Below are 25195 nucleotides of genomic sequence, written 5' to 3' on the forward strand. Positions count from 1 at the left end.
AGATGAAAAAATCGACAATTTTAGATCAAAATGAGACGACAACGCTGCTGTCGCAGATGGTGCAGCGTTTACCGCTCTCCGATACGCATTTTCGTCGTATCAGCCAGCTGATCTATCAGCGTGCCGGTATCGTACTGGCCGATCACAAGCGTGAGATGGTTTACAACCGTCTGGTTCGTCGCCTGCGTACGCTGAATATCGATGATTTCGGTCGCTACCTGGCGCTGCTGGAGTCCGATCCGAACAGTGCCGAGTGGCAGGCGTTTATCAATGCCTTGACCACTAACCTGACCGCGTTCTTCCGCGAAGCGCATCACTTCCCGATTCTGGCGGAGCATGCACGTAAGCGACAGGGCAACTTCAGCGTCTGGAGTACCGCAGCGTCAACCGGCGAAGAGCCTTACTCCATCGCCATGACGCTGGCGGAAGCGCTGGGCACCGGACCGGGCAAGTTCCAGGTTCATGCCAGCGATATCGACACCCAGGTGCTGGAAAAAGCGGTGGCGGGTGTTTATCGCCAGGAGGAGCTGCGCACGCTGTCACCCGCACAAATGCAGCGCTACTTCCTGCGCGGCACCGGTCCTCATGCCGGTATGGTGCGGGCGCGTCCCGAGCTGACCAATATGGTCACTTACGCGCAGCTTAACCTGCTGGCCAATGACTGGGCGCTGCCGGGTCAGTTCGACGCTATTTTCTGTCGCAACGTGATGATCTATTTCGATAAAGAGACGCAGGAGAAGATTCTGCGTCGGTTTGTCCCGCTCCTGAAGCCGGGTGGCATTCTGTTCGCCGGTCATTCAGAAAACTTCAGTCAGATCAGTAAAGAGTTCTGGCTGCGCGGGCAAACCGTCTATGGACTGACGAAGGAAAGATGATGAGCAAAATCACCGTGATGTGCGTAGATGACTCTGCGCTGATGCGGCAGTTGATGACTGAAATCATCAACAGCCATCCGGATATGGAGATGGTCGCTACGGCACCCGATCCGCTGGTCGCCCGCGATTTGATTAAGCAGTTCAATCCGCAGGTGCTGACGCTGGATGTGGAAATGCCGCGCATGGATGGCCTCGATTTCCTGGAAAAACTGATGCGGTTACGGCCAATGCCGGTGGTGATGGTTTCATCGCTGACCGGGAAAGGCTCTGAAATTACCCTGCGCGCGCTGGAGCTGGGAGCGGTGGATTTCGTCACCAAGCCACAGCTCGGTATCCGCGAAGGGATGCTGTCTTACAGCCAGATGATTGGCGACAAAATTCGTGCCGCTTCCCGTGCCCGACTGCACAACCGTGCAGCGATGCCGGTGCCGGCGACGCTGAAAGCGGGCCCGCTGCTGAGTAGTGAGAAGCTGATTGCGATTGGCTCCTCAACCGGGGGTACCGAGGCGATTCGCCATGTGCTGCAGCCGTTACCGGCGACCAGCCCGGCACTGCTGATTACCCAGCATATGCCGCCAGGCTTTACCCGCTCTTTTGCCGAGCGTCTGAACAAGTTGTGTCAGATCACGGTGAAGGAAGCTGAAGATGGTGAGCGTATTCTGCCAGGCCATGCCTACATCGCGCCAGGCGCAATGCACATGGAGCTGGCCCGAAGTGGCGCCAACTATGTGGTGAAACTGAATGAAGGACCACCGGTTAACCGGCACAAACCCTCTGTGGATGTGCTGTTTAAATCGGTGGCAACTTACGCCGGACGAAATGCGGTGGGGGTCATCCTCACCGGCATGGGCAACGACGGTGCCGCCGGGATGCTGGAAATGCATCGGGCAGGCGCCTGGACTATCGCCCAGAACGAAGCCAGCTGTGTGGTATTTGGCATGCCGCGTGAGGCCATTGCCACAGGCGGCGTGAGCGAAGTCGTGGATTTAAGCAACATCAGCCAGCACATGCTGGCGAAAATTAGCGCCGGACAGGCATTGCGTATTTAACAGGCCCGTCCCGCCGGGCGAGACAACTCAGGAGTAGATATGGCTGATAAAAACATGCGCTTTTTGGTAGTAGACGACTTCAATACGATGCGTCGTATTGTGCGTAACCTGCTGAAAGAGCTGGGCTTCAATAACGTAGAAGAAGCGGAAGATGGTGTGGACGCCCTCGGCAAACTGAAAGCGGGTGGTTTCGACTTCGTGATTTCCGACTGGAACATGCCAAACATGGATGGCCTGCAGCTGCTGCAGACCATTCGTGCCGACGCGGCAATGAGTTCGCTGCCGGTGTTGATGGTGACCGCGGAAGCGAAGAAAGAGAACATTATCGCCGCCGCCCAGGCCGGTGCCAGCGGATATGTCGTGAAGCCATTCACTGCGGCAACCCTGGAAGAAAAGCTGGGTAAAATTTTCGAAAAACTGGGCATGTAAGGGGATGTGATGAGCGACTTTCCGAAACCAACTGAGGATGCCGCGGCACACGACATCATTTCACGTATTGGCTCTCTGACGCGCATGCTGCGCGACAGCCTGCGCGAGCTGGGGCTGGATAAAGCCATAGCCGATGCGGCTGAAGCCATTCCTGATGCCCGCGACCGTCTGGATTATGTTGTGCAGATGACGGCGCAGGCCGCTGACCGTGCGTTGAACTGTGTTGAAGCAGCACAACCCCATCAGGATAAGATGGAAGCCGGGGCAACCCAGCTGAAAGGGCGTTGGGATGAGTGGTTTGAGAACCCGATTGAACTGGGTGATGCGCGGGAGTTGGTGACGGATACGCGCGCATTCCTCACCGCCGTGCCAGAGCATACCGCCTTTACCAACAAGCAGCTGCTTGAAATCATGATGGCGCAGGATTTCCAGGACCTGACCGGTCAGGTGATCAAGCGCATGATGGATGTGATCCAGGAAATTGAGCGCCAGCTGTTAATGGTGCTGCTGGAGAATATGCCAGAAGTCAGCGCTGAGAAGCGTCAGGAAGGCACCAGCCTGCTGAACGGGCCGCAGATTCACGCCGATGCACCGGGCGTGGTGGCGAACCAGGATCAGGTTGATGACCTGCTGGACAGCTTAGGGTTCTAGGTTTCGTCCGCCTGCGGGCGGGTGAAACAGCTGCAGCTTATAATAAACAGGGTCACCTTCGGGTGGCCCCGTTCCGCATTGTCAGACCCATCCCCGAAAGAACGCCTGTTTTCTTCATCTTATCTCCGCTTTAACTTAAGCCAGATTTGGCATCCTATGCTCAGAATTCCTGCCAACCGAGGTTTGTCGTGGCTGAAGATAGCGACGAAGACAAAACAGAATCGCCCACGGCCCACCGACTTGAGAAAGCGCGTGAAGAGGGCCAGATTCCGCGTTCGCGCGAACTCACATCCGTACTGATGCTGCTGGCCGGCATCATGATCCTGTGGATGGGCGGCAACATGATGGCGCACCGGCTGGCGGCGATGGTCGCCACCGGACTCCGTTTTGATCACGGCATGGTCAGAGATGACAAAATTATCGTCAGCCACATCGGCAGCCTGATCACGCAGGCACTGATGGCGCTGCTGCCATTGATGGGCGGTCTGGTGCTGGTGGCAATCGCCGCGCCCATGCTGCTGGGCGGTATCGTTTTCAGCGGTAAATCGATCAAGTTCGACCTGAAGAAGATGAGCCCGATGGCTGGGTTCAAGCGAATGTTTGCGGCGCAGGCCTGGACCGAACTGTTTAAAGGCATCCTCAAGACTATTCTGGTTGGCTCGGTGGGCTGGTGGTACATCTGGAGCCACTGGCCCGAGATGCTGCGGTTGATCAGCGAAGCGCCCGTCACCGCGCTGATTCACGGCATGGAGATGATCGCAGTCTGCTGTTCGCTGGTGATGCTGGGGCTGATCCCGATGGTCGGGTATGACGTCTTCTGGCAGCTGCACAGCCACTTTAAAAAGCTGAAGATGTCGATGCAGGAGATCCGCGACGAGCATAAGCAGCAGGAAGGTGACCCGCACGTTAAAGGGCGCATCCGGCAGCAGATGCGCGCCGCAGCGCGACGCCGAATGATGGCGGATGTGCCGAAAGCCGATGTCATCGTCACCAACCCGACGCACTACTCGGTGGCACTGCAGTACAACGAGAAGAAGATGAGTGCGCCGAAAGTGGTGGCGAAAGGCGCAGGTGAGATCGCCCTGAGAATTCGTGAACTGGCTGCCGAACACCGCATCCCGGTTCTGGAAGCACCGCCGCTGGCGCGTGCGTTATACCGACATACTGAAATTGGTCAGCACATTCCCGGCGCGCTCTATGCCGCCGTGGCCGAGGTGCTGGCGTGGGTCTGGCAGTCGCGTCGCTGGAAGCGCGAAGGCGGCCTGATCCCAACCAAACCAAAAAACCTGCCGGTTCCGGCAGAGATGGACTTTGCAGGAGAGAGCAAAAACGATGGCTAATAACCTGGCCGCAAAACTACGTTTACCGGGCAACTTTAAAGATATGCAGTGGCAGGTGCTGGCCGGGCCGGTACTGATCCTGATGATCCTGTCGATGATGGTTCTGCCATTACCGCCGTTCATCCTCGATCTGCTGTTCACCTTTAACATTGCGCTGTCGATCATGATCCTGCTGGTGGCGATGTTCACCCAGCGGACCCTGGAGTTTGCGGCGTTCCCGACCATTCTGCTGTTCTCTACCTTGCTTCGTCTGGCGCTGAACGTGGCTTCAACCCGTATCATCCTGATGGAAGGGCATACGGGTGCCGCCGCGGCAGGACAGGTGGTTGAAGCGTTCGGTCACTTCCTGGTGGGCGGTAACTTCGCCATCGGTATCGTGGTGTTTATCATCCTCGTCATCATCAACTTTATGGTTATCACCAAAGGTGCTGGCCGTATCGCCGAAGTGGGCGCGCGCTTTGTGCTGGACGGGATGCCCGGTAAGCAGATGGCGATCGATGCCGACCTCAACGCCGGTCTGATCGGTGAAGATGACGCCAAACGCCGCCGTGCCGAAGTGACCCAGGAAGCGGACTTCTACGGTTCGATGGACGGTGCCAGTAAGTTCGTTCGTGGTGATGCCGTCGCCGGTATTATGATCATGGTGATCAACGTCATCGGCGGCCTGCTGGTGGGCGTGGTGCAGCACGGTATGGATGTGGGTCATGCCGCAGAGACCTATACGCTGCTGACCATCGGTGATGGTCTGGTCGCGCAGATCCCGGCGCTGGTTATCTCTACCGCAGCCGGTGTTATCGTGACGCGCGTTGCCACCGATCAGGATGTCGGCGAACAGATGGTCACCCAGCTGTTCAAAGATCCGCGCGTGCTGATGCTGAGCGCCGGCGTGATTGGTCTGCTCGGTCTGGTGCCGGGCATGCCGAACTTCGTCTTCCTGCTGTTCACCGCCGCCTTACTGGGTCTGGCCTGGTGGCTGCGCGGCCGCGAAATGCAGCCGAAGAAGAAAGTGGAAGTCACGGGCGGCATCGCCAAAACGGCGGATACGCCAGCCGCCACCGAAGCGTCGTGGACCGATGTGCAGCTGGAAGATACACTGGGCATGGAAGTGGGCTATCGCCTGATTCCGATGGTCGATCATCAGCAAAACGGTGAGCTGCTGGGACGTATCCGCAGTATCCGTAAGAAAGTCGCTCAGGATGTCGGTTTCCTGCCGCCGGTAGTGCATATCCGCGACAACATGGAGCTGCCACCGGCACGCTATCGCATCCTGATGAAAGGGGTGGAGATTGGCAGCGGTGATGCCTATCCTGGCCGCTGGATGGCGATTAACCCGGGCACGGCTGCCGGAAGTCTGCCAGGCGAAGCGACCGTTGATCCCGCCTTTGGACTGGCGGCGGTCTGGATTGATAGCGCGCTGAAAGAGCAGGCACAGATTCAGGGCTTTACCGTGGTTGAAGCCAGTACCGTGGTGGCAACCCACCTTAACCATCTGATTGGCCAGTTCGCCAGCGAGCTGTTTGGCCGTCAGGAAGCGCAGCAGTTGCTGGATCGTGTGACTCAGGAGATGCCGAAGCTGACCGAAGATCTGGTGCCGGGAGTGATCTCGCTGACCACCCTGCACAAGGTGCTGCAGAACCTGCTGGTGGAGCGGGTGTCGATTCGCGATATGCGCACCATTATCGAAACGCTGGCGGAACACGCGCCGGTGCAGAGCGATCCGCAGGAGCTGACCAGCGTGGTGCGTGTGGCGCTGGGCCGTGCGATTACTCAGCAGTGGTTCCCGGGTAATGATGAAGTGCAGGTTATCGGGCTCGATTCCACGCTGGAGCGCCTGCTGTTACAGGCGTTGCAGGGCGGTGGCGGACTGGAGCCGGGTCTGGCCGATCGGCTGTTAAGTCAGGCACAGGCGGCATTGCAGCGTCAGGAGATGCTGGGTGCGCCACCGGTGCTGTTGGTCAATCATCCGCTGCGTGCGCTGCTGGCGCGTTTCCTGCGCCGCAATCTGCCACAGCTGGTGGTGCTCTCTAACCTGGAGCTGAGCGACAACCGTCAGATCCGTATGACTGCCACCATCGGAGGCAAATAATGCGCTGGCTGGTGATGGCATTCGTGATGCTGCCACTGATGGCGCAGGCGGCCGGTGGTGCCTGGAGTGCTTCGGCCAATGGGCCGCTGCTGGCGAACCGCGGCAGCTGGCAACGGGCGCAGCCGCTGACGCCGCCCGCCGACATTGGCGGGGAGGTCAGCGTCATTAACTGGCGTTACCAGCTGAGCAGACCGGCCCCGTCCGGCCTGCAGGTGCGCTTGTGCGGCGAACAGCGCTGCACTTCCCTGGAGGGGGCAAGCGGCACCACGCGCGGGCTGGCACATCTGAGCGCCAGTGAGACCCTGCATATGGTGTTTGGTTTCGCCGGAAGCGGGGCGCTGCCACCCGGATTACGGGTGGTGAGCAGTGAAGTGATGGTCAATTACGAGTAAGGATATCGTTGCTGAATTGACTGAAGGCGAGCCAGAGATCGCCTCCTGGCTCCCTTGTTACGTGATGACCCTGGCTGTAAACCGATGCTAACCCTGACCCAGCGGCTGACAGATAATTGACCCGTTTCAAATCCCGTCATGACCAGTGCGTTATAAAGCTTTTCACGCCAGCTGATTCTCTTTCTGCACCAGAAAATCCTTCAACGGTGTTACGCGACTGATCTCCTCCTGTGCCCTGGCATCATGCATCACTTCCCAGATATCGACACTGTTTTGCAGATTAAGCCAGAACTCAACGCTGGTTTCGAAGGCTGCAGCCAGCCTGAAAGCCATATCCGGCGTCAGCTTCCGGTTATTGTTGACCAGGGCGCTGACGGTGTTGCGGTGCACTTTTAGCATCTCCGCTAAGTCGAGAATCTTCAGGCCGGTTGGCTCCAGATATTCGTAAAGTAATACGTCACCGACAGTGGTCGGTTTGCGGGTCGCCTGGTTCATAGTCTTGCTCTCTTTATTACTGACAGAGGTTGATGTGTTACATGCTGTCTTACAGCGCCTGATGCAGCCAGGCTCAGTTTTCATCGCTTGTGCGTTTTATAGCTATGAGCATCCAGATAAAGGTCAACGGCCTTACCTTCTATCCATTTAAAGATCAGCCGATATTGCTCATTGACCCTGATTGAAGCATATCCCTTGAGAGGCGGATTTAGTTCCTCATAACGATTGCCAGGCGGCGACCTTAAATCCTTATAGTTAATCGCCGCATTGATCATGTCGAGCTTTCGCGCCAGCGCTGATGAGAGGCTTGACGGTATTCTTTTAGAAAATTTGCCATATAAAAAATAATCCTTAAGCCAGTCATCCCTGAAACTTTCAATATTCCTTAACGTCGCCACCTCATTACCTCCCTGTATCACACTGAAAACAATTTAACGCACCGAGGCACAGTGCGCAAGTGCGTAGTTTGTATTCAGGCGTTCACCCCCTTCATTCCCTCCTCAGAGTAGCGACCGCCTTTAACTTCAATCTGCTGATGAACAGCGTTCAGCATCGCGATATCTTCCTCTTCCAGCTCGATATCTGCGGCCTGCGCGTTTTCAGTAAGGTAAGCGATCTGTTTGGTGCCCGGTATCGGCACAATTTTGTCATACTGTGCCAGTAGCCAGGCCAGCGCAATCTGCCCGGTGGTGGCGTGATATTTCTCAGCAAGTGGCGTCACCGCGTTAAGAAGCTGGAGATTGTGATCGATATTTTCCTGCCGGAAACGGTCATTATTTTTGCGGAAATCACCCTCGGCAAAATCGCTGTTTTTACGGTATTTACCCGTCAGAAATCCTCTGCCCAGCGGTGAATAGGGCACCAGTCCGATACCGAGTTTTTTCACCATAGGGAGAATCTCCTCTTCGACGTCACGCGTCCAGAGTGAATACTCCGTCTGCAGCGCGGCCAGCGGATGGATCGCCTGCGCCCGATTCAGTGTTGAAGCCGATGCTTCACACAGCCCAATCCGGGCAATCTTTCCCTCCTGCACCAGACGGCTGAGACACTGCATGCTCTCCTCAATCGGTGTCGCCGGACTGATCCGGTGCAGATAAAAGAGATCGATACGCTCAACGCCTAGCCGTTTCAGTGATGCATGGCAGCAGCGGGTAATGTAGTCCGGCTGATTGTTGATGGTGCGGGCATAGGCCTCTTCAGCAGGACGTTCAATGCCACATTTGGTGGCCACGGTGAACTTCAGCCGTTCGGCCCGATTGAGCCCGGCAAGAAACTGACCTATCAACTGCTCGTTGTGACCGCGACCGTAAAGATCGGCGGTATCGATAAAGGTGATATCCAGATCGCGCAGCTTATTGAGCAGTTGCAGGGAATGACGGTCATCGGTCTGACCATAAAATTCGCTGAGCCCCATCGCGCCATAGCCGATTGCGCTGACGTCCAGACCCTGAGTTAACGTTCGCTTTTTCATTGTCGCTCCTCGTATGTGAGACGCGATTGTTTCACTCCGCGTGAAAGCAATGAATTGCTCTTTCCGTCATGCAAAAAAGGTATCAGGCGAATGAAAGGGCTTCAGACATACATCCGGCATGTCGCTACAGTAATATCTCAACAACAGGCTGAGCGTGAATAAGAAGTAAGAAGAGTGTGGTGGTGCTTCGCTCTGTTTCAGCGGCACGGCATCATGCGGACGTTATCGCATTCCCGGGATGAGAGAGTTCTCTCAGCGCATTGAGAACGGCCTCATTTTTTTCATCGGCGCGAATCGCCGCGTAAACATCAATCGCCAGCTGCTGTGCCGCATCTTCTGTCAGCGGGCGGTAACAGAGACCTGCCTGATTAAAGGTGCATTTTGACTGCGGCATCAGGGCGAATCCTTTTCCTCTGGCGATGTGTGACAGCATCAGCAGGGAATCGTCCGGCTCTCTCACCCGTTTCAGCGAGACGCTGAGCGTGGCGAAGTAGCGCTCGCATTTATCGTAAAACAGCGGATTGGCGCTGCGGGCAAACCAGAACAGCGGCAGATCGGCCAGCGCTTCCAGCGAGACCCGTTCCGCCACACTGGCAGGATGCGCCGACGGTATGGCAATCAGCAGCGGCTCACGGTAAACCCAGGCGTACTGAATGGTGTCTTCCGTATCCGACCCCTTTTCTCCGGTGAGTATTAAATCCAGACTGTTTTTGGCCAGGCTTTGCAAAAGCTGAGGGGAGGTCAGGCGGGGCATCTCCATCTCTTCGCTGGCATGAAAAGCGGCGAGCTGCCGGTTAAGTGGCGAAATCAGTTCAAAGTTCAGCGTGCGGGTCAGCCCGATGCGTAGCCGTGCCGCGGCGGGCTGCGCATCCTGCTTCAGGGCACTCAGCGCAGTCAGGATCGCTTCCGCTTTCGCGACCAGCGCACGGCCAGAATCGGTGAGCGTTACCTCATGGGTCGTGCGGCTGAACAGCGAGTGGCCCAGCAGATCTTCCAGACTCTGAATCTGACGGGTCAGCGGCGGTTGCGTCATGCTGAGACGTTCTGCGGCCCGGCGAAAATTCAGCTCGTGCGCAACAGCCAGAAAGCACTGTAACTGTTTTATGGTGGGAAGGTGGCTGCTGATGAGGTGCGCGGCTACAGACATAACACCATCCTGCTGCGAAGATTTGGGGGATCAGAGCGGATATACGAATTCAGCAACGGAGAGGGAACCCCCTCTCCGTTTCAGAGATTACATGCGCTCGACGGTGTCGATGCCCAGCGTATCCAGACCCTGCTTCAGCGTCTTCGCGGTCAGCGCGGCCAGCTGCAGTCGGCTCAGACGGGTTGTGTCTGATTCTGCGGTGAGAATAGGGCAGTGCTCGTAGAATCCGGAGAACAGACCGGCCAGATCGTAGAGATAGGCACACATCACGTGTGGCGTGCCGTCACGAGCGACCTGAGTAATGACCTCTTCGAACTGCAGCAGACGGGTGGCCAGCTGCGCCTCACGCTCTTCGCTGATCACAATCTCCGCATCCAGCGAATCGGCATCAATGCCCGCCTTGCGGAACACGGAGAGAACGCGGGTATAGGCATACTGCATGTAAGGCGCGGTATTGCCTTCGAACGCCAGCATGTTGTCCCAGTCGAAAATGTAATCGGTGGTACGGCTTTTTGACAGGTCGGCGTATTTTACCGCGCTGATGCCAACCACTTCCGCCAGCGTTTTCACTTCCGCTTCGCTCATCTCCGGGTTCTTCTCACGCACCAGCGTGTAGGCACGCTGATAGGCTTCATCCAGCAGATCGGAGAGCTTGATGGTGCCACCGCTGCGGGTTTTGAACGGACGGCCATCTTTGCCCAGCATCATGCCGAATGCATGGTGCTCCAGCGGAACAGATTCCGGCACATAACCCGCTTTGCGGACGATAGTCCAGGCCTGAACCAGATGCTGATGCTGACGTGAGTCGATGTAATAGAGCACACGATCGGCTTTCAGCGTTTCGTAACGATATTTCGCACAGGCGATATCGGTGGTGGTGTAGAGGTAGCCGCCATCCTTTTTCTGGATGATGACGCCCATCGGTTCACCCTCTTTGTTCTGGAATTCATCCAGGAACACCACGGTCGCACCTTCACTCTCTACCGCTAAGCCTTTCTGTTTCAGATCGGAGACGATACCAGGCAGCATATCGTTATAGAGACTTTCACCCATAACATCATTGCGCGTCAGCGTGACGTTCATGCGGTCATAGATTTTCTGGTTCTGACTCATGGTGATGTCGACCAGCTTCTTCCACATCTGGCGGCAATAGTCATCGCCGCCCTGTAATTTCACCACATAACTGCGTGCGCGCTCGGCAAACTCAGGATCTTCATCATAAGTGCGCTTGGCTTCACGGTAGAAGCCTTCGAGATCGGCCAGCGCCATCTCTGCATGATCTTCATTCTGCTGCTTTTCCAGGAACGCGATCAACATACCGAACTGCGTTCCCCAGTCGCCAACGTGGTTCGCTCGGATCACTTTATGTCCGAGAAACTCCAGCGTACGCACCGCCGCGTCACCAATGATGGTGGAGCGGACGTGGCCCACATGCATCTCTTTCGCAACGTTAGGCGCAGAGTAGTCGACGACGATAGTCTGGGGCTCGGCCAGTTGCACGCCAAGGCGCGGCAGACGCAGCGCTTCCCGGGCATGACTGGCCAGCCAGTTGTGGTCAAGGAAGATATTGATGAAGCCCGGCCCGGCAATTTCGACTTTGCTGGCGATGCCGGTCAGGTCGAGGTGCTGAATCACCGTTTCCGCTAATTGTCGCGGTGCCTGTCCCAGCTTTTTCGCCACGGCCATAATGCCGTTGGCCTGATAGTCTCCAAACTGAACCCGGGCGGATTGACGAACCTGGGGTTCGCAATCGGCGGGTGCGCCGGCTAAAACCATTGCCTGACTGACTTTTGCGGAAAGAAGTGCCTGAATATTCACCGAGTTACCTTCATGTGCTGAGCAACGCCCGGACCAGAAAGCCGGGCTGTCATCATCTTGCCTGAGCGCATCGCGTCACGGAGAGGCAGAAACGGATGGGGCAGACAAAACGGAAAAAAATGAGGGGAAAAGTATACGTGAAATGTCAGTGGGCGTCAGCAGTTGGATGAAGCGGGGAAACAGAGCTTAATAGATGTTTCCCTGAAGCATTAACGACGTCGCAGATGACGGCGTGGGTTCTTTACGCTTTTATCTTCACGCACCTTCCAATGGCGGGAGATTGCAAATCCCATCAGTGCGATCAGGACAGCGACAACGATGAGCATAGACATAGAGCCATTCCTTTTGGTTGTGTTAGGTCAAATTTATAGGAAGGCGGGGTGGGCTGCAATTGTTTACCAGGTAAATGAGAGTTATCTTATTGTATTAAAGAAGTCGATATAAATCATATATTTAACATGCTTTCATCAAGGAACTCATGGTCCTAAACAGGAGATAAATCCGAAATGAAAGATGTTATTATGAGGATTAGCGTTAAATTTCGGGCCAAATAAGATGAATCTTATCATTATGTGATGCTGAGCACGCGGCGCGCCAAAAGGCAGGCGGGTTATAAATGCTAAACAAATTGAGAGGAAGTGGGGTAGTGAAGAGATCTTTTCCGGCAGAATTGGATGATTTAAAGACAGATTTAGGACGTTTTGAAGAATCGTTGCAAAGTTTTGCGCAGCGGCTCGGTTTGCGCCTTACCGATCTGGAGGTGGACCATATCGCCGTGCGTTGCCATCAGGACACAACGGCGATGCGCTGGCAGCAAGGTTTGCAGCAGATTGGCACGCAGTTTTCGGCGGCGATGATCAATGGCAGGAAGATTTGCCTGTTTAAACTCCATGACCCGCTGATTGTCGCAGGCAGGCAGATTGATGTGGTTGAACTGCCATGGCCGGGTGAAAAGCGTTATCGCCATGAAGGCTGGGAGCATATTGAGGTGGTGTTACGCGGCGATCATCAGACGCTGGGCGTGCGTGCGATGGCCTTGCTGTCAGATGAGGCACTGACGCAGCCGGGTATCTCATTTAAAACCAGTTCACCGCAGGGCGAGAATGAGCGCCTGCCCAATCCGACCCTGGCGGTTACGGATGGGCAGACGACAATCAAGTTCCATCCGTGGCGACTGGAGGAGATTGTCGCCAGCGAACAGAACTAAAGGCGGGCGGCTAACGCACGCTTCAGGCGCGCAACAGCTTCGTCGAGCAGCGCGCGGGTACAGCCGAAATTGAGCCGGACAAACTGGTCATTGCCAAACTCACGTCCGGCGGTTAAGCCCAGCCCGTGCTTTTCAAAATAGAGCGCCGGGCTGGCCATACCCAGCGCGCTGGCGTCGATCCAGGCCAGGTAGGTCGCTTCCGGTGAGGCGAGTGACAGGCCGGTCATCTTATTGACCTGCGACACCAGCCAGTCACGGTTACTGCGCAGATAGGCATTCTGCGCATTCAGCCAGGGCTCACCCTCGCGCCATGCCGCTGCTGCTGCCGTGAGTGCCAGAATATCAACATCTGGCACAATGCCGCGTCGTACCCGGTTGAATTGCGCGCGCAGCCCGGCGTTGGGGATGATGGCGATGGAAGCCCCCAGACCAGCAATATTAAAGGACTTTGAGGGTGACATCAGCGTCACGCTACGCTGGGCTGCATCTTCGCTCAGTGAAGCAAAGGGTATGTGCTTAACGCCGGGTTCCAGCAGCAGATCGCTGTGGATCTCGTCGGAACAGACAATCAAATCGTGCTTCTGCGCAAATTCCAGCTGCGCCTGCAGTTCCTCGCGGCGATAGACGGTGCCGCCCGGATTCTGCGGGTTGCACAGCATTAACAGCCGCGCTTTATCGTCCAGCTGACCTTCCGGCGCATCCAGATCCAGCAGCCAGCGTCCCTCTTGCAGCGTCAGTGGCAGCGTGATCTGACCGCGCTCTGCCAGTTTTGCTGCACCGCGAAACGGCGGATAGATGGGTGTTGGCGCAATCGTCAGCTCGTCAGGCGCGGTGAAAGCGCGCACCGCCAGATTCAGCCCGCTTACGACACCCGGCAAAACCACAATCCATTCCGGATTAACGTGCCACTGATAGCGCGAGGCGAGCCAGGCTATCGCACTATCGATAAATTCAACTGGCGTGTCGCCATAGCCGAAAATCCCATGTTCGGCACGGGTTTTAATCGCATCGATGACGCAGTCAGGCGATCGGAAATCGGTGTCTGCCACCCACAACGGCAGAATGTCCTGGTCCGCATATTTGTTCCATTTAAGGCTATCGCTGTGACGACGGTCTATCCGTTGGTCGAAATTGAATGCCATAGTTAACTTTCCCGGTAAACTCATTCCAGCAGCCAGACTAACTGATGAATCTGCCTTGAACCAGAGTCATGTAAAGGAGAAGAGAATGACCACACTGGAAATTTGCTGCTATGGCGTGGATTGCGCTGTGACCGCACAACAGGCGGGCGCCGATCGGGTTGAACTCTGTGCCGCACCGCGTGAAGGCGGCCTGACCCCATCAGCGGGGATGCTGAATGCCGCCCGGCAAGAAGTTTCGATTCCGGTTCATCCTATTGTCCGTCCACGTGGTGGCGATTTTTGTTACACCGCACGCGAATTTGAAGCGATGAAATCGGATGTGGCGTTAATCCGTGAACTTGGTTTTCCTGGTCTGGTGATTGGGATGCTGGATGAAGATGCTCACATTCATCATGGTCAGATGCGGCAGATTATGGCGCTTTGTGACGGCCTGGCCGTAACCTTTCATCGCGCCTTCGATCTCTGTCACAGCCCAAAGCGTGCGCTGGAAGAACTTACGGATTTGGGAGTGGCGCGTATTCTGACATCCGGTCAGCAGCAGAGCGCTGAAAACGGAATTGCATTACTCAGGGAACTAAATGAGGCCAGCACCGGTCCTATCATTATGGCGGGTGCCGGGGTACGTCTCAGCAACCTGCAAAAGTTTCTCGACATGGGGATTGATGAAGTTCACAGCTCGGCCAGCCGCCTTGTCGCGTCGCCGATGCGCTACCGCAAAGCGGGGGTCTCCATGTGTTCAGAAGCCGAGACTGACGAGTTCAGCCGCTACTGTGTAGACGGCGATGTGGTTGAGGCGATGAAAAGCGTGATGCAGATGAGCACCGTTCGGGTCGCCTGAACCACAACAGATTTTGCCGCGCAGCACGCCGATCATTGACGTGGTGTTTGCAAGTACCAAACCCCAGTATCCTTGCTGGGGTTCTTTTTGTGTAAAACACACGCCGTCCCGGTTAAATTGTTTTGCGCTTCTCTGGCATGTTATTGATGTCAGAGGGATCTAAATCTGGCTGCAGCGAAATTATCACTCTTTCGCCTGGCTCGATAAAAATCACCTGCCCCTTATTAATCATTACATGTCATCCAGGACTTTCAGGCCCGGCAGCAACGTAATCACCCGCTTTATTCGTTATGCTGATGCCGTGTTGCCTCTCCGGTCCTTAAAACCTTAAAAGGCGATGCAGGCTGAAATCTTCACAGATTGCCGCTGTTCATCACCGCAGCGTTTACACTGAAAGCAACGTCGCCTGGAAAAGTATCCTATGAAACCCAATCCGATTGCTGTCCTGACTCTGATCCTGACTGCTCTCTGCAGTGGCAGCGCTGCAGCCAGCGCATGCAGCCCGAACAACGCTGCTGTGGCTAACAGCAATAACCTGATTTTGCTGGGCGGGAATGCGAAAGGCGCGGTGAAGCAGGTGGTTGCGGGCGAGTTTGGTAAAGATGTGAACTCGCAAAAGCGGGTGTTGGGGCAGTTTGACGCCTGTGGCGATCTGACGGTTGCCGACGTCAGCTATGACAAAAGTGAGCGCAACGTTATTCTCAGCATGGAGCAACACATTGCCCGGGTTCAGGGCGGCTGGGTGGCGGAATATGCGTATCTGGTAAAAGTGCTGAAAGAGGGCAAAGAGGTGGTGGTCGATAACCGACAGGGGACGATTAACTGGCAGAAAGGTCAGCATGGCAACATTACCAGCGCCTCCGACAGGTTTACCAGCATGGGTAAAAGCGGCTTTACCGACACGACTTACCGTTATGATCGGCAGTTCAGGCTGGAGAAGAGCGTGGCGCGCGGCAGCGATCCCCTGACCAACGGTGAAAATCATTACCACTGGAATCCGCAGGGTCTGGTGACCCGCACCACATCGGCCCGCAGCACCGACAGTTATACCTACGATCCCCAATGGCGTGAAGTGCGGCTCAACGGCACGGCGACCACACCGCTGAGCACCATCCGGTCAGTAGATGAGTGTCAGTCCTGGGATCAGGTGGGTAACTGTACCCTGAGCTATCTGCACGAGACCGAAATCTTCACGCGCGGCACTATTGAGCGCCATCTCAGTTCCGCCTACAAATATGAGTACTGGGACCAGCCGGCGGCGGCGGAGTAAAAGGCGATCGGATGATCGCCTGTCGTGTGACTATTTAACCGTCTGACTAAAGGCATCCAGCGCCAGCAGCGCGTTTGCAATATCTTCCGGTGAAAGGTTTGGATTAAGGTTTTTCAGCGTGTCGCCCTCAGTGTTCGCCAGTGCACCCACTTTAACCAGATTCTCCCAGCTCTCATTTTCCAGATGCAGTTCCCGGAGCGTGGTCGGCATGTTGATCGAGCGATAGAAGCGGATATAGCGCGCAATGTCCTCATCCGGACGCTTCTCAAGCACCATCTGCGTCAGTGTGCCGTAGGCGACTTTCTCGCCATGGGTCAGATGGTGGATATCACCATCAATCGCGGTGAACCCATTATGAATAGCGTGCGCAGCTGCCAGCCCTCCGTTTTCAAAACCCAGCCCTGATAGCAGCGTATTCGCCTCAACCACCGCTTCCACGGCGGGCGTCACTCGTTTTTGGGTGACGGCAACATAGGCGCTGTAACCCCAGGTAAGCAGCGTTTCTTCACAGGCACGGGCAATCGCCAGTCCGGCAATTGTCGGATCACCATTGACCATCGATTTTGAATGCGAACGCGCCACCGCCTGCGCTTCAACCCAGGTCGCCAGTCCATCGGCAATGCCGGAGGCAAAGAGTCGTGCTGGTGCACTGGCGCAGACTGCGGTGTCCACCAGCACCAAATCAGGATTTTTGCTGTAGAAGCGATAGCTCTCAAATACGCCGCTGTCAGAATAGATGACCGACAGCGCGCTACAGGGGGCATCAGTGGAGGCGATAGTAGGCACGATGGCTACCGGCTGCTTCAGCTCATCCGCCACCGCTTTAACCGTATCCAGCGTTTTGCCGCCGCCCAGCCCGACAACCACGTTACAGCCCTGGTTTTTCGCCAGCTGGCTCAGACGGGTGATCTCATTGCTCGACGCCTCGCCGTTGAACGGGTGCCAGTTGAAGGTAACGCCCGCCTTTTGCAGCGCCTGTTGGGCGCGTTCGCCGATCAATTTCCAGACGACATCATCCGCAACCAGGAAAGCGTTATCACCCAGTTCGGCCACGTAGGGGCCCAGCTCGTCCAGCACGCCCGCGCCCTGCACATATTTACGGGGTGAAGAGAAGATAAATTTACTCATAATCACAGCTCCTTAATATGAAGTTAAACCGCCCTTAGCCTGGCACACGCTGACGAACAGGGAGAGTGACAAGGGTGAGATAATTCGACGGGCCTGTTACGCTGGCAGGACACCCATACGCTGCTGACCGGCTGTTACCTCCAGGGAGAACGCCATGACCACCACGCTGTTTTCATTTCTGTTTGCCATCACCATACTGACGCTGACGCCGGGCTTTGATACCGCGCTGGTGCTGCGCTCTGCAGTCGCTCAGGGCGCAAAGCGCGCCAGCGTGACGGCACTGGGTATCACGCTCGGCTGTCTGGTCTGGGGTGTTGCGGTGGGATTCGGATTAGGCGCGCTGCTGCTGGCCTCCGAAATGGCCTATAACCTGCTTAAGTGGCTGGGTGCCGCCTGGTTACTTTATCTGGGGCTGAAATTGTTGCTGAAACCCCGCCAGGCAGCAATCGACTCGCAACAACCGGCGCTGCAACAGGGCTATCTTGCCTGTTTCAGCCGCGGGCTGCTGGGCAATCTGCTAAACCCCAAAGTGGGCATCTTCTATGTGAGTTTTTTGCCACAGTTTATCCCGGCAGGGGCGTCGGTGGCGCTCTGGTGTAGTCTGATGGCGCTGGCACACATGCTGCTGGGGCTGATCTGGAATGCGGTACTGATTGGCGGCAGCCACTATTTCGCCGGTCATTTGCGCAAACCGCGGGTGCTGAAGGTGATGGATCGCCTGACCGGCTGTGTGTTTATAGGATTTGCGGCGAAACTGGCGTTGTCTCGCCGCTAGGGCATTACGGTTTGGTGGCGACCAGCACGGCGCGCAGAGGCGCCGGATAGCCCTCGACCGTTTTGCTGGGGTCATCGGGATCGAGGAATTCAGCCAGAGACTCGCTGGTCATCCAGTCAGTACGGCGTTGCTCTTCAGTGGTAGTGAGGGCGAAATCGACAATCCGGACATCCACAAAGCCGCTTTTTTCCAGCCAGCTTTTCAGCGCTTCAGCTGACGGAATAAAGAAGACATTGCGCATCTGCGCATATCGCTCACCGGGCACCAGCACCTGATTTACATCGCCCTCAATCACCAGCGTCTCCAGCACCAGCTCGCCACCGCTGACCAGCTGATTCTTAAGCTGTAACAGGTGATCCAGCGGCGAACGGCGGTGATAGAGCACGCCCATCGAGAACACGGTATCGAACGCCTGCAACACCGGTAACTGCTCAATGCCCAGCGGCAGCATATGCGCCCGGCGATCGTCGTTCAGCAGCTTACGCACCGCTTCGAACTGCACCAGGAACAGCTGCATTGGATCGATTCCGACCACCAGATGGGCACCCGCGCCAATCATCCGCCACATGTGATAGCCACTGCCGCAGCCCACATCGAGCACTGTGCGGCCGGCCAGTGGAGAGATGTGCGGTAGTACGCGCTCCCACTTCCAGTCCGAACGCCATTCGGTGTTGATGTGGGTGCCATAAAGGAAATAGGGCCCCTTGCGCCACGGCATCAGGTTGCGCAGTAATTTCTCAATACCCTGACGATGGCGATCGCTGATGTCATCGCGGTCGGCAGTAACGCTGTGCAGCAGGTCAAGCTTTTGAGGTTCCAGCAGCGGCAGATACTCCAGCGACTTGTACCAGTCGCGGAAGTGCCCATGCAGGTTTTCACGCTGCCACTCGCTGATTTGCGCCGGTAACACTTCCAGCCACTTCGCCAGCGGTCCCACCGCAATTTGCTGATAAAAACGGCCAAAGTCGATCATTTCAACGCCACCAGAGATCCAAAATTAAAGCACTGGAACCAGAGTTCGGCGTGCGAGAAACCGGCCTGTTTCAGACGGGCTTTATGAGCTTCAACGCTGTCAGTCAGCATCACATTTTCCAGCATGCTGCGTTTCTGGCTGATTTCCAGTTCGCTGTAGCCGTTGGCGCGCTTGAAGTCGTGATGCATGTTAAACAGCAGCTCACCGACTTCGGCATCTTCAAAACTGAATTTTTCTGACAGCACCAGCGCGCCGCCCGGTTTCAGTCCCTGCCAGATCTTTTCCAGCAGCGCCAGACGCGCAGGCGGTTCCAGAAACTGCAGCGTAAAGTTGAGTACCACCAGAGAGGCGTTCTCAATCTCAATGTCGCGGATATCCGCTTCCAGCACCGTTACCGGTGTGTCCGCGCGAAACGCATCAAGATGGCGACGACAGCGCTCCACCATCGCCGGGGAGTTATCCACTGCGATGATCTGGCAACCCGGCACCTGAATATTGCGGCGCACCGACAGGGTGGCCGCGCCCAGCGAGCAGCCCAGGTCATAAACCTTGCTGTCCGGGGTAACAAAACGTTCTGCCAGCATGCCAATCATCGAAATGATGTTGGAGTAGCCCGGCACCGAGCGCTGAATCATGTCAGGAAAGACTTCAGCTACACGCTCGTCAAAAGTCCAGTCGCCCAGTTTTGCAATGGGCGCTGAGAAGAGTTGATCGCGGTCAGACATATCGAAAATCCGAAGAGACGACGGAAAGGGCGCTATTCTCGCAGAAAGTGGGGCGGGCTGCACCCCTTAACCCAGGCCAGCTTAATGCAGCGTCAGCACCAGTTCCCACGGCATATAGATCAGGTTAAAAATCACCATGCCGCACAGGGAAAACAGCGTCAGCAGCATGCCATATTTGCGGCCTGCCATTGCGCTGCTGCGCAAACCCCAGGCGTGCAGCAGGCGACTGATAAAGAACAGCAGACCCGTGAGATGCACCATCCAGATATCGGCGCCGTTCATCTCCATCATTACCAGCAGGAACAGCGCCAGCGGAATGGTTTCGATGGCGTTGCCGTGAATGCGAATCGCCATTTTCAGGTCATGGTAGCCGCCATCGCCATACGCCACACGGTAGAATCGGCGATAGCGGACCACGTCCAGCGTGAATTTCATCACCAGTAATGCACCCATCACCACATATAACGCGCTAACCATTGCCACCCCTGCGACTGTCCATAATGCTTCTATTCTAACGGGCGTGCAGCCCGCTGTCCTGGGCAGGAATCAAAACAGTGACGTCTGCTGCGGCCAGTCCGGTCCGCTACCTATGCCGGGATCGATCTGTTGCAGCTGCGGCCAGAGCGCCTGCACCAGCGGAAAGACCTGACCCATATCGGGCGTGTGCAGAAACAGCATGGCGTCGCCCTGTTGCTGCCAATCTGTCAGTTTGTCACGCCAGATCTGAAACAGCGGCACGCTCTCTTCCACACTGTCGCTGCCGATAAACCGCACCATCGGCTGCGAGCCGGTTCGCAATGCATGAGGCGGCACCCGGGGTTTTTGCGCGCGGGCCACCAGCGCGGCCGGACTTTGCGAGGTAGAGGCGTGAACCGGACGGCTGTCGAGCATCACGCGATTGATGCCGCGCGCCAGCAGGCCGCGATTCAGCGCCCGTTCAGCATCCCCTTTAGCGAAGAAAGCGGGATGGCGGACTTCGACGCCGTAGTGAAAACGGCGCGGCAGACTGTCGAGAAAGCGCCACAGGTCGTCGAGCTGCGTCGGAGAGAAGCTGGCAGGCAGTTGCAGCCAGTACTGACCGATGCGATCGGCCAGCGGCTCCATCAGGCGCAGGAAATCGGTCAGCAGGTCGTCGCTGTGCTGCAGCGCCGCCTGATGGCTGATGGTATTGGGAAACTTAAAGCAGAAGCGAAACGCATCGTGCGTCATATCGCGCCAGCGCATCACCGTTTCCGGATTCGGCAGCGCATAGAGCGTGGTATTTCCCTCTACACAATGGAAATAGCGGGCATAGTCCGCCAGGCTTTCGATGCCCCAGCGTTTCCAGTGTGAATGCTGCCACTGGGGCAGGCCAATACGAAGTGTCACGCGCGCTCCTGGCTGCAGATTAAGATACCCCATTATCCGCTATGGTCAGGCTGGGGGGCAAATGCACACAGGAAATCGGCGCTTTGGCGCGGATCTGCTTATCCTGTCTGGCTTTTTCCATTATAATGACCGCCATTTTTGCGACAGCATCGCAACAGGTAACGCGGCCGGATGCTGTCAGATGCAGCGGCGAAGTTAAAAGGATAGTGTTATGCGTACAGAATATTGCGGACAGCTCAATCTGTCTCATGTGGGTCAGCAAGTCACGCTTTGCGGCTGGGTAAACCGCCGTCGCGATCTGGGCAGTTTGATTTTTATCGATATGCGCGACCGTGAAGGCATCGTGCAGGTGTTTTTTGATCCCGATCGCCAGGACGCATTTAAGCTGGCTTCTGAACTGCGTAACGAATTCTGTATCCAGATCACCGGTACCGTACGTGCGCGTGATGAGAAGAACAAAAACAGCGACATGGCGACCGGTGAAGTGGAAGTGTTTGCCCAGGCACTGACCATTATTAACCGCTCTGAGCCACTGCCGCTGGACTCGAATCAGACCAACAGCGAAGAAGCGCGCCTGAAGTACCGCTATCTGGATCTGCGCCGCCCTGAGATGGTGACGCGTCTGAAAACCCGCGCAAAAATCACCAGCTTCGTTCGTCGCTTTATGGATGACGCAGGTTTCCTGGATATCGAAACCCCGATGCTGACCAAAGCGACGCCGGAAGGCGCGCGTGACTATCTGGTGCCAAGCCGGGTACATAAAGGCAAATTCTATGCGCTGCCGCAGTCACCTCAGCTGTTCAAACAGCTGCTGATGATGTCCGGTTTTGACCGTTACTATCAGATCGTTAAATGCTTCCGCGACGAAGATTTACGCGCCGATCGTCAGCCAGAATTTACCCAGATCGACGTGGAAACCTCCTTTATGACCGCGCCACAGGTGCGTGAAATCATGGAGCGTTTAATCCGCAATCTATGGCAGGACGTGCAGGGCGTTGATCTCGGCGAGTTCCCGCAGATGACCTTTGCAGAGGCGATGCATCGCTACGGTTCTGATAAACCGGATCTGCGTAATCCGATGGAGCTGGTGGACGTCGGCGACCTGCTGAAAAACGTGGAGTTCCAGGTCTTCTCTGGCCCGGCTAATGATGAAAAGGGCCGTGTTGCCGCGCTGCGCGTACCGACCGGCGCACAGCTGAGCCGTAAGCAGATTGATGAATATGGCAAGTTCGTGGAGATTTACGGTGCCAAAGGTCTGGCGTGGATGAAGGTTAACGTCCGTGCTGACGGCCTGGAAGGCGTGCAGAGCCCGGTTGCCAAATTCCTGAATGCAGAGATCGTAGAAGGCATTCTGAGCCGCACCGGCGCTCAGGATGGCGACATTATCTTCTTTGGTGCCGATCGCGCCAAAGTAGTCGCGGATGCACTGGGTGCGCTGCGCCTGAAAGTGGGCCGCGAGCTGAACATCACTGATGAGAAAGCCTGGGCACCGCTGTGGGTGATCGACTTCCCGATGTTCGAAGAGGACGAAGAGGGCGGTCTGGCTGCGATGCACCATCCGTTCACGGCGCCAAAAGAGATGAGCGCAGAAGAGCTGGCCGCCGATCCAACCCGTGCCGTGGCGAATGCCTACGACATGGTGATCAACGGTTATGAAGTGGGCGGCGGTTCAGTGCGTATCCACAACGGCAAAATGCAGCAGACGGTGTTCAGCATTCTGGGTATCGAAGAGCATGAGCAGCGTGAGAAGTTTGGCTTCCTGCTGGATGCGCTGAAGTTCGGTACGCCACCGCATGCGGGCCTGGCCTTTGGTCTGGATCGTCTGACCATGCTGCTGACCGGCACCGATAATATTCGTGACGTCATTGCGTTCCCGAAAACCACGGCGGCCGCCTGCATGATGACCGAAGCGCCAAGCGAAGCTAATCCGGCTTCCCTGCTGGAGCTCGGCATTCAGGTCGTTAAAAAAGAAAAGCCTGAGAATAAATAATGGGCTATAAACACCCGGTTTCAGTGCTGGTCGTCATTTCGGCGCGCGATACTGGCCGGGTGTTGATGCTGCAGCGGCGTGACGATCCCACGTTCTGGCAGTCGGTCACCGGCAGCCTGGAGGCGGGAGAGTCACCGCTGGCGACCGCGTGTCGTGAAGTGAATGAAGAAATCGGCATCGACGTGCTGGCCGAGCGGCTGGAGGTGGAGGATTGTCAGCGTCAGATCGACTTTGAAATCTTTCCCCATTTCCGCCATCGCTACGCCCCTGATGTCACCCATAATCACGAGCACTGGTTTCGCCTGCAACTGCCGACGGAGCGCAATGTGATGCTCACCGAGCATCTGGCGTTTCGCTGGCTGGCACCCGCTGACGCTGCAGCATTAACCCGATCATGGAGTAACCGCCAGGCAATTGAAGAATTTATCTGAATGCTCGCCATCGCCCGGTATTCCGGCGGCGGATAGATTAAATTTTATGAATCTGGTGAGTTTTAACAGGACTTCACCAACATATTGAACAGTCAGGCGTAATCGGCACCGTGAGGTTGTTCACCGCCCGCGCGATATCGTCAGCGTACGGTTGTACGTGAGGATGCTTCGCGACGCTCGCCCTCGGGGCATTCAGGTTGTCAGTCACCTGTATGCGTACGGACGGTAAACAGGCTCGCAAGCAGGATAGCCTGCACCCTGTAAAAGATCGGAGAAAATTTAAAATGGCAGGACACAGTAAGTGGGCAAACACCAAACACCGTAAAGCGGCGCAGGATGCCAAGCGCGGCAAAATCTTCACCAAAATCATTCGTGAGCTGGTGACGGCGGCCAAGCTGGGCGGCGGCGATCCGGGCTCAAACCCGCGTCTGCGTGCAGCGATGGATAAAGCGCTGGCGAACAATATGACGCGTGACACCATGGATCGCGCTATCGCGCGCGGTGTGGGCGGCGATGACAATGCCAACATGGAAACCATCATCTACGAAGGCTACGGTCCTGGTGGCTCGGCCATCATGATTGAATGCCTGAGTGACAACCGTAACCGTACCGTGGGCGAAGTGCGTCACGCCTTCACCAAAACCGGCGGGAATCTCGGCACCGACGGCTCCGTGGCTTACCTGTTCAACAAAAAAGGCGTGATCTCCTATGCGCCGGGTCAGGATGAAGATGCGGTGATGGAAGCGGCTCTGGAAGCAGGCGCAGAAGATGTGGTCAGCTATGACGACGGCGCAATTGATGTCTTCACCGCATGGGAAGAGATGGGCACGGTGCGTGATGCACTGGAAGCACTCGGCCTGAAAGCGGACACTGCAGAAGTGGCGATGATCCCGACCACCAAAGCCGAAATGGATGCGGAAACCGCACCTAAACTGCTGCGTCTGATCGACATGCTGGAAGATTGCGACGATGTGCAGGAGGTCTATCACAACGGTGAAATCTCCGACGAGGTAGCGGAAACGCTGTAATGGCGTCTACCGTAATCACTTTAACCAAAGAGGCGTAATGTCGATTATCCTGGGTATTGATCCCGGCTCACGCATCACCGGTTATGGTGTTATTCGTCAGACTGGCCGCCAGCTCACTTATCTGGGCAGCGGCTGTATCCGCACTAACACCACCGAGTTGCCCGCCCGTCTGAAGCTGATTTATGCGGGCGTCTGTGAAATCATTACGCAGTTTTCACCCGACTTCTTCGCCATTGAACAGGTGTTCATGGCGAAGAATGCAGACTCCGCGCTGAAGCTCGGCCAGGCACGCGGGGCCGCGATTGTTGCCGCAGTAAACCACGATCTGCCGGTGTTTGAGTATGCCGCCCGTCAGGTAAAACAGACCGTGGTTGGCATCGGCAGCGCCGAGAAAAGTCAGGTGCAGCACATGGTGCGAACCCTGCTGAAGCTGCCGGCGAACCCACAGGCAGATGCCGCCGATGCGCTGGCAATTGCCATTACGCACTGTCATGTGGCTCAGAATGCGGCTCGCATGAGTGACAGCAAGCTGGTGCTGACGCGCGGACGGTTACGCTCAGGTTAGCC

The 25195-nt window shown here is 56.3% G+C and carries 27 protein-coding genes; 15 read left to right on the forward strand and 12 right to left on the reverse strand.

What is annotated here, in order from left to right; genetic code table 11:
* Positions 1 to 2: 2 nt before the first annotated feature.
* From cheR to flhE, 7 genes are all read left to right on the forward strand, one after another.
* A complete protein-coding gene (gene cheR / locus ACVKSX_RS01755; protein ID WP_010258551.1) occupies positions 3 to 875 on the forward strand; it encodes a protein-glutamate O-methyltransferase CheR in 873 nt (290 codons plus the stop codon).
* A complete protein-coding gene (locus ACVKSX_RS01760) occupies positions 875 to 1924 on the forward strand; it encodes a protein-glutamate methylesterase/protein-glutamine glutaminase (protein ID WP_010258555.1) in 1050 nt (349 codons plus the stop codon). The genes cheR and ACVKSX_RS01760 overlap by 1 nt, the downstream gene beginning before the upstream one ends.
* 39 nt (positions 1925 to 1963) lie before the next feature.
* Positions 1964 to 2353, forward strand: a complete 390-nt coding sequence (gene cheY, locus ACVKSX_RS01765; protein ID WP_010258559.1) for a chemotaxis response regulator CheY — start codon at positions 1964 to 1966, stop codon at positions 2351 to 2353.
* A 9-nt stretch (positions 2354 to 2362) separates the two neighbouring features.
* Positions 2363 to 3004 carry a protein phosphatase CheZ gene (cheZ, locus tag ACVKSX_RS01770; protein WP_003849160.1) on the forward strand — a complete coding sequence of 214 codons (642 nt, stop codon included), beginning with the start codon at positions 2363 to 2365 and terminating at the stop codon, positions 3002 to 3004.
* Between the two features lie 188 nt (positions 3005 to 3192).
* The gene (flhB, locus tag ACVKSX_RS01775) at positions 3193 to 4344 is read left to right on the forward strand and encodes a flagellar biosynthesis protein FlhB (RefSeq protein WP_010258565.1); all 1152 of its coding nucleotides are present in this window, start codon (positions 3193 to 3195) and stop codon (positions 4342 to 4344) included.
* Positions 4337 to 6430: a flagellar biosynthesis protein FlhA gene (gene flhA / locus ACVKSX_RS01780; protein ID WP_010258569.1), complete on the forward strand. Its 2094-nt coding sequence runs from the start codon at positions 4337 to 4339 to the stop codon at positions 6428 to 6430. The genes flhB and flhA overlap by 8 nt, the downstream gene beginning before the upstream one ends.
* Positions 6430 to 6822: a flagellar protein FlhE gene (gene flhE, locus ACVKSX_RS01785; protein WP_010258573.1), complete on the forward strand. Its 393-nt coding sequence runs from the start codon at positions 6430 to 6432 to the stop codon at positions 6820 to 6822. Before flhA ends, flhE begins: the two co-directional genes overlap by 1 nt.
* 162 nt (positions 6823 to 6984) lie before the next feature.
* On the opposite strand, the gene ACVKSX_RS01790 is transcribed toward flhE, so the two are convergent.
* The 6 genes from ACVKSX_RS01790 to ACVKSX_RS01815 all read right to left on the reverse strand — a co-directional run bounded on the left by ACVKSX_RS01790 (position 6985) and on the right by ACVKSX_RS01815 (position 12085).
* Positions 6985 to 7317 carry a HigA family addiction module antitoxin gene (locus ACVKSX_RS01790; RefSeq protein ID WP_010258577.1) on the reverse strand — a complete coding sequence of 111 codons (333 nt, stop codon included), beginning with the start codon at positions 7315 to 7317 and terminating at the stop codon, positions 6985 to 6987.
* Positions 7318 to 7397: 80 nt separating this feature from the next.
* Positions 7398 to 7715 carry a type II toxin-antitoxin system RelE/ParE family toxin gene (locus ACVKSX_RS01795; RefSeq protein WP_010258579.1) on the reverse strand — a complete coding sequence of 106 codons (318 nt, stop codon included), beginning with the start codon at positions 7713 to 7715 and terminating at the stop codon, positions 7398 to 7400.
* Positions 7716 to 7789: 74 nt separating this feature from the next.
* Positions 7790 to 8788 carry an aldo/keto reductase gene (locus ACVKSX_RS01800; protein ID WP_354438264.1) on the reverse strand — a complete coding sequence of 333 codons (999 nt, stop codon included), beginning with the start codon at positions 8786 to 8788 and terminating at the stop codon, positions 7790 to 7792.
* A gap of 211 nt (positions 8789 to 8999) precedes the next feature.
* Complete coding sequence (locus tag ACVKSX_RS01805) at positions 9000 to 9935, reverse strand: LysR family transcriptional regulator (RefSeq protein ID WP_182504265.1); 936 nt, start codon at positions 9933 to 9935, stop codon at positions 9000 to 9002.
* 87 nt (positions 9936 to 10022) lie between these two features.
* Positions 10023 to 11753 carry an arginine--tRNA ligase gene (gene argS, locus ACVKSX_RS01810; protein ID WP_010258588.1) on the reverse strand — a complete coding sequence of 577 codons (1731 nt, stop codon included), beginning with the start codon at positions 11751 to 11753 and terminating at the stop codon, positions 10023 to 10025.
* 209 nt (positions 11754 to 11962) lie between these two features.
* The gene (locus ACVKSX_RS01815) at positions 11963 to 12085 is read right to left on the reverse strand and encodes a hypothetical protein (RefSeq protein WP_009089698.1); all 123 of its coding nucleotides are present in this window, start codon (positions 12083 to 12085) and stop codon (positions 11963 to 11965) included.
* A gap of 284 nt (positions 12086 to 12369) precedes the next feature.
* Between ACVKSX_RS01815 and ACVKSX_RS01820 the strand changes: the two genes are divergently transcribed.
* Complete coding sequence (locus ACVKSX_RS01820; protein WP_370516261.1) at positions 12370 to 12960, forward strand: VOC family protein; 591 nt, start codon at positions 12370 to 12372, stop codon at positions 12958 to 12960.
* Here ACVKSX_RS01820 and ACVKSX_RS01825 read toward each other — a convergent pair.
* The gene (locus ACVKSX_RS01825) at positions 12957 to 14102 is read right to left on the reverse strand and encodes a MalY/PatB family protein (RefSeq protein WP_187513666.1); all 1146 of its coding nucleotides are present in this window, start codon (positions 14100 to 14102) and stop codon (positions 12957 to 12959) included. The genes ACVKSX_RS01820 and ACVKSX_RS01825 overlap by 4 nt on opposite strands.
* An 85-nt stretch (positions 14103 to 14187) precedes the next feature.
* Between ACVKSX_RS01825 and cutC the strand changes: the two genes are divergently transcribed.
* Positions 14188 to 14940 carry a copper homeostasis protein CutC gene (gene cutC, locus ACVKSX_RS01830; protein WP_010258601.1) on the forward strand — a complete coding sequence of 251 codons (753 nt, stop codon included), beginning with the start codon at positions 14188 to 14190 and terminating at the stop codon, positions 14938 to 14940.
* 421 nt (positions 14941 to 15361) lie between these two features.
* On the forward strand, positions 15362 to 16210 hold the full coding sequence (locus ACVKSX_RS01835) for a hypothetical protein (RefSeq protein WP_010258604.1): 849 nt from the start codon (positions 15362 to 15364) through the stop codon (positions 16208 to 16210).
* Positions 16211 to 16240: 30 nt separating this feature from the next.
* On the opposite strand, the gene ACVKSX_RS01840 is transcribed toward ACVKSX_RS01835, so the two are convergent.
* A complete protein-coding gene (locus ACVKSX_RS01840) occupies positions 16241 to 17338 on the reverse strand; it encodes a glycerol dehydrogenase (RefSeq protein ID WP_354438266.1) in 1098 nt (365 codons plus the stop codon).
* Positions 17339 to 17492: 154 nt separating this feature from the next.
* On the opposite strand from ACVKSX_RS01840, the gene ACVKSX_RS01845 reads away from it, so the two are divergent.
* On the forward strand, positions 17493 to 18113 hold the full coding sequence (locus ACVKSX_RS01845; RefSeq protein ID WP_033757930.1) for a LysE family translocator: 621 nt from the start codon (positions 17493 to 17495) through the stop codon (positions 18111 to 18113).
* 4 nt (positions 18114 to 18117) lie between these two features.
* Here the strand turns inward: ACVKSX_RS01845 and cmoB are convergent, their stop codons facing one another.
* From cmoB to ACVKSX_RS01865, 4 genes are all read right to left on the reverse strand, one after another.
* Entirely contained in the window at positions 18118 to 19086 is a 969-nt protein-coding gene (gene cmoB / locus ACVKSX_RS01850) for a tRNA 5-methoxyuridine(34)/uridine 5-oxyacetic acid(34) synthase CmoB (RefSeq protein WP_010258611.1), read from the reverse strand.
* Positions 19083 to 19811, reverse strand: a complete 729-nt coding sequence (gene cmoA / locus ACVKSX_RS01855) for a carboxy-S-adenosyl-L-methionine synthase CmoA (protein ID WP_010258614.1) — start codon at positions 19809 to 19811, stop codon at positions 19083 to 19085. The genes cmoB and cmoA overlap by 4 nt, the downstream gene beginning before the upstream one ends.
* Positions 19812 to 19892: 81 nt before the next feature.
* Positions 19893 to 20288, reverse strand: coding sequence for an MAPEG family protein (locus tag ACVKSX_RS01860; RefSeq protein WP_010258617.1), 396 nt, complete (start codon positions 20286 to 20288; stop codon positions 19893 to 19895).
* A 69-nt stretch (positions 20289 to 20357) separates the two neighbouring features.
* Entirely contained in the window at positions 20358 to 21179 is an 822-nt protein-coding gene (locus ACVKSX_RS01865) for a DUF72 domain-containing protein (RefSeq protein WP_061703863.1), read from the reverse strand.
* 211 nt (positions 21180 to 21390) lie between these two features.
* Here ACVKSX_RS01865 and aspS point away from each other — a divergent pair, with 211 nt between their 5' ends.
* The 4 genes from aspS (at position 21391) to ruvC (ending at position 25193) form a co-directional block, all read left to right on the forward strand.
* Positions 21391 to 23169: an aspartate--tRNA ligase gene (gene aspS / locus ACVKSX_RS01870; protein WP_010670804.1), complete on the forward strand. Its 1779-nt coding sequence runs from the start codon at positions 21391 to 21393 to the stop codon at positions 23167 to 23169.
* Positions 23169 to 23600, forward strand: coding sequence for a dihydroneopterin triphosphate diphosphatase (nudB, locus tag ACVKSX_RS01875; RefSeq protein ID WP_031591430.1), 432 nt, complete (start codon positions 23169 to 23171; stop codon positions 23598 to 23600). The genes aspS and nudB overlap by 1 nt, the downstream gene beginning before the upstream one ends.
* A 284-nt stretch (positions 23601 to 23884) precedes the next feature.
* Positions 23885 to 24628 carry a YebC/PmpR family DNA-binding transcriptional regulator gene (locus tag ACVKSX_RS01880; protein WP_010258633.1) on the forward strand — a complete coding sequence of 248 codons (744 nt, stop codon included), beginning with the start codon at positions 23885 to 23887 and terminating at the stop codon, positions 24626 to 24628.
* 37 nt (positions 24629 to 24665) lie between these two features.
* Complete coding sequence (gene ruvC / locus ACVKSX_RS01885) at positions 24666 to 25193, forward strand: crossover junction endodeoxyribonuclease RuvC (protein WP_003849205.1); 528 nt, start codon at positions 24666 to 24668, stop codon at positions 25191 to 25193.
* The last annotated feature ends 2 nt before the right edge of the window (positions 25194 to 25195 follow it).

It is taken from the genome of Pantoea sp. PvP021 (genome assembly GCF_054056055.1).